Origin of the sequence: Teichococcus aestuarii (genome assembly GCF_003116135.1) — a bacterium.
In the GTDB taxonomy this organism is placed as follows: Bacteria; Pseudomonadota; Alphaproteobacteria; order Acetobacterales; family Acetobacteraceae; genus Pseudoroseomonas; species Pseudoroseomonas aestuarii.
Window position 1 is genome coordinate 1 of sequence record NZ_PDOA01000057.1, and the last position, 4,750, is coordinate 4,750.

Consider the following 4,750-nt stretch of genomic DNA (forward strand, 5'->3'; position numbering starts at 1 on the left):
GCCGGGGTCAAGGTGCCGTCCTGGCAGCTGGTGACCCACAATCCGCTCGGCCTGCAGGTCACCGAATATTCCATCACCGAGGAAGGAGCCATGCCATGAGCCGCATGCCCGCTTTGGCCGCGGTGCTGGCCGGCCTCACGGCCATGCCGGCCTGGGCAGCCCAGGAGCCGGCTCCGTGCTCCGCCGGTGAAGACCCGCGCGTCCGCTGCATCACCGCGACGGAAGACCGGGTCGTGCTGCTGCGGATCCAGCCCGGCACCACCGCCCTGATCGAATTGCCGCCCGGCGAGCGGGTGGTCGGCACACCGGCCTCGGACAACAGCTTGATGCTGGGCGCGGAGGCCCTGACCCGCACCGGCAGCGCCCAGGGGAATGCCACGACCGATGGCAATCTGTCGGTCGCCGTGCGCGGCAACACGGTGGCCCTCAAGCCGCATCGCGACCTCGAGCCGCAGCCCTTCTTTGTGCTGACCGAGCGCGACGGTCTGCCGCAGCAGCGTTACCGCTTTCAGCTGGAGACAGCGGACGCCAAGGACGCCTTCTACAGTGTCCGCCTGCGCAACCTGGCGGCCGAGCAGGCGCAGCGCCAGGCGCGCTGGCGGGCACAATCCGCCGCCCGCCAGCAGCAGGCGGCCGAGGCGGCGCTGCGCCAGGCCCAGGCGGCGCCGTGCGCCGCCACACCGGATGCGAATTTCCGCTGGATCGGCATCGGTGACGCCCGGCTGGCGCCGGCCGAGATCTGCGACAATGGCGGGCAGATTTTTCTGCGCTTTCCCGGCGTCCAGCGCGTGCCCGCCATCACCACCGTCCTGCCGGACGGCACCCCGGCGGTGGCCAACAACACGGCGAACCCGCAGGGCTGGGTGGTGGTGCATGCCAACACGCCGCGGCTGATCCTGAGCGATGGCCAGGCCACCCTCTGCGTCGTCAACAAGGGCCATGACCCGGTGGGCCGCAAGACCGGCACCGGCACCGTCTCGCCCGACGTCGTGCTGACGCCCAAGGCGGCGCAGTCATGAGCGAGGTCGGGAATGCCCCGCCGGTCGGCCAGGGCCGCCGGCCGATGGGCTTCGCCGGCAAGATCGGCATCGTCACGCTTTGCATCGGCGCCGCCTTTGCGGTCTGGCTGATCAATGGCGGCCCACAGGAGCGCCAGCCGCCGGCACGGGATGCGGGTGTCGCCTCGGGCGAGGCGGGTGCGCCCCGGCCGGTGTTCCGCATGCCGCCACCCGAGCCGATCGCGACCGTCACCCCGATGGTGCTGCCACCCCCCAGCATGACCCTGCAGCCCTCCGCGCAGGCCGCCCCCTCGGCGCCCGTGCGGCCGATCAAGCCCAGCCCGATCATGGCCTATGAGGCGCGCAGCCCGGGCGGCACCGATGATCCCGCTCCGCCAGCCCTGCCGATCGGGCAGGGCGGACTGCCCGGAGGTGAGGAGGACGGGCTGGCCACGCGGCTGCGCGCCACCCACACGGAGGGCACGCGGGCCCGCCGGCTGCGCAACCCGCATCTGACGCTGACCCAGGGCAGCCTGATCGGCTGCATCCGGGAAACGCCGGTCAACACCCAGCTGCCGGGCTTTGTCCGCTGCCAGGTGCCGCAGCCGGTGATGTCCACCACGGGGACCACCGTGCTGCTGCCGGCGGGCACAAGGCTGGTCGGGCAGGTCCGGCAGGCGATGACGCAGGGGCAGAACCGCGCCTTCATCCTCTGGCAGCGGGCCGAGACGCCAGACAGCGTGGTGGTCGATCTGGCCAGCCCGGGGACCGATCCCATGGGCACGCCCGGCATTCCGGTGGAGGTGCACAGCAATTTCTGGGCGCGCTTTGGCGGCGCCATCATGCTGTCCTTTATCGATGCCGGGCTGCAGGCGGCGGCGCAGACCGCCGCCAACGCAACCGAGGGGGATGGCACCCGCATCACCTTCAACACGGCGCGCAGCGGCGGCACCAACGCCGCCAGCCGCGCCCTTGACGCCACGGTGAACATCCCGCCCTACGGCACCTCGCCGGCCGGCGCCCAGGAGGCGGTGTTCGTCGCCCGCGATCTCGACTTCTCCGACGTCTACGAGCTGAGGCTGCGCTGATGCACCCGGCGCTCCCCCTGCTCGACTACGCCATGGCGCCGCTCGCCGATCTGTTTCACGACCCGGCTACGCAGGACGTCGCCATCAACGCGCCGGGCGAGGTGTGGTGGCGGCAGGGTGGTGGCTGGTCGGTGCGACAGCAGCCCGAGCTGGATTTTCAGACGCTGGAAAGCATCGCCATGCTGGCGGGCTCGCTGCGCGGGCAGGATGTGGATGAGCGTTCGCCGCTGCTCTCCACCGAGATGCCGGGACCGGCGGGGCAGGACGGCCGGTCCCTGCTGCGCCTGCAGGCCGTGCTGCCGCCCGCCGTACCGGGCGGCAGCATCAGCCTGACCTGGCGGCGGCCGGGCAACACGGTCGCGCCGCTCGACGCTCTTCCCGAGCGTTACCGGACCGAGGGCTGGAATGCCTGGGGCCAGCGCGGCGCGGCGCGGCAGCGCCTCTCCGGCGAATTGCTGGCCCTCTACGATAGGGGCGACACGGTCGGTTTTCTGACCCACGCCATGCGCCGCAAGCTCAACATCTGGATGTGCGCGGCCACCGGCGGCGGCAAGACCGATTTGTTCAAGAGCCTGATGGCGGCGGTGCCAGCCGAGGAGCGCATCGTCACGGTGGAGGACAGCCAGGAGCTGATCCTGGCCCAGCCCAACGCCGTGCGCCTGCTTTACAGCCAGACTGGCGGCGGCGCCGGGGCGGCGGAGTTGATCGCCGCGGCCATGCGCATGCGCCCCGACCGGGTGCCGGTGCAGGAGATCCGCACCAGCGAGGCGGCCTGGGTTTATCTCGGCGGCATCCTGTCCGGCCATCCCGGCAGTCCGACCACCATCCATGGCCGCACGCCGCAGGAGGCGTTCCGGCGCATGTTCAACTTCTGCAAGACCGCCGGCGGCAACAGCATGGCCGACGACAACCTGGCCGGCATGCTGGGCGACGCGGTGGACATCATCATCCCGCTGCGCAACGAGGCGGGGATCTTCTCCATCAAGGAGATCTGGTTCAAGGACGCCGTGCTGCGCGACGGCGGCACGCCGGCGGCGCTGCTGACGGAGCATGCGCTGTGACCCAGCTTGGCGCCCGCTGGGCCGGGCTGGCCGTGGTCTTTGCCGTCCTCTGGGCCATGGTCGCCTCGCTGGCCCTCATCGCCCTGCTGGGGATGTGGCAGGCCGCGGAGGCCCTGCCGCCCCACTACCTGCCGCTGCAGTGGTTCCTGATCGGCTGGCATTATTTCGACTATTACCGGGTTCCGCAGAGCCTGCTGATCTCGGCCGCGGGCGCCTCGGCCCTGATCGCCACGCTGGTCTGGCGCAGCCACCAGCTCCTCACGCCAAAGCGGCCGTTGCATGGCGAGACGCGCTGGCTGACCCGCCAGGAGGGCGAGGCCGACGGGCTGGTCTGGTCCAAGGCCCCGCCCGGCGATGCCATCGTCCTGGGGCGGGACGGGCAGAACCTGGTCAGCCTGCCGGGCCAGGACCATGTGGCGCTCTATGCCCGCACCGGGGCCGGCAAGGGGGTCGGCTTTGTGGTGCCCAACTGCCAGAACTGGGGCGGCTCGCTGGTGTGCTTCTCGGTCAAGCGCGACGTGGCCCAGGCGGCCGCGGCGGAGCGCCGGCGGCTGGGCGACGAGGTCTTTCTGTTCGACCTGATGAGCCATGACGGGCGGACGCATCGCTGGAACCCGCTCGGGCAGGTGCGGCGCGGCACGCCGGACGCCTTCAACGACATCCAGAAGGCCATGTTCCGCCTGGTGCCGGAAACCAAGGCGCAGAACCCGTTCTGGGACAATGCCGGACGGCGGCTGGCCGGCGCGGCGGCGTTGCTCCTGGCCGAGACGCCGGGCGAACCGCTCACCGTGCAGGCGGTGCGGCGCCTGCTGGCGCGGCCGGACTGGGCGGAGAACTTCCAGGCCATGCTGCAGCGGGCGCGGGAAGAGGGACGGCCCTACCCGGTCGCGGCCGTCGACACGATCAGCGCCATCATCCGCCGCAAGGAGGATGAAAGCGCGGCCAGCGTCATCGAGACCACCACCACGGCGCTGGCGCTCTGGGAGATCCCGCGCGTCGCCGCCGGCACGGCGGAAAGCGACTTCGATCTCGGCGCAATCCGCAGCCGCAAGATGAGCATCTTTGTGGTGGCGAGCCCGGACGACATCCGCCGGCTGCGCATCATCTATCAGATGTTCTTCAGCCAGTTTGTCGCCGCCAACACCCAGCAGGAGTTCGGCGAGGATCCGGCGCACCGGCACCGGGTACTGGTCATGCTGGACGAGTTCTGGGCGCTGGGCGAGGTCAGCGTGCTGGCCGATGCCGTGGCCTTTACCCGCAGCTACGGCTTTCGGCTGGCCTATGTCATCCAGTCAAAGAACCAGACCGTCACCTCCTTTGGCAAGGAAGGCTCCAAGAACCTGTTCCTCAACACCGGGGCGGAGCTGCTCTATGGCGGCTGCGACATCGAGGTGGCGGAGGAAGCCTCCAGGCGGATGGGCTTCGACACGGTCGAGGAGGTCACCCGCAACCGGCCCCGTTACCTCGCCTGGTTCCAGAGCAACAAGCAGACGGAGAGCGAGGCGATGCGGCGCAGGGCGCTGATGCTGCCGCAGGAGATCAGCCGCATGCCGCGGGATCAGGTCGTGGTTCTCAGACCGGGCATCATGCCGCTGCGGATGCA

General features: G+C 70.6%; 4 protein-coding genes. All 4 read left to right on the forward strand.

Features of this window, described 5'->3' with window-relative positions; genetic code table 11:
• Positions 1-95: 95 nt before the first annotated feature.
• Entirely contained in the window at positions 96-1,019 is a 924-nt protein-coding gene (locus CR165_RS24015; protein WP_109519399.1) for a TrbG/VirB9 family P-type conjugative transfer protein, read from the forward strand.
• On the forward strand, positions 1,016-2,086 hold the full coding sequence (locus CR165_RS24020) for a TrbI/VirB10 family protein (RefSeq protein ID WP_109519400.1): 1,071 nt from the start codon (positions 1,016-1,018) through the stop codon (positions 2,084-2,086). Before CR165_RS24015 ends, CR165_RS24020 begins: the two co-directional genes overlap by 4 nt.
• Entirely contained in the window at positions 2,086-3,147 is a 1,062-nt protein-coding gene (locus tag CR165_RS24025) for an ATPase, T2SS/T4P/T4SS family (RefSeq protein WP_109519401.1), read from the forward strand. Before CR165_RS24020 ends, CR165_RS24025 begins: the two co-directional genes overlap by 1 nt.
• Positions 3,144-4,750, forward strand: a 1,607-nt coding sequence (locus CR165_RS24030) for a type IV secretory system conjugative DNA transfer family protein (RefSeq protein WP_109519402.1), incomplete at its 3' end; no start/stop codon positions are given. The genes CR165_RS24025 and CR165_RS24030, both read left to right, overlap by 4 nt.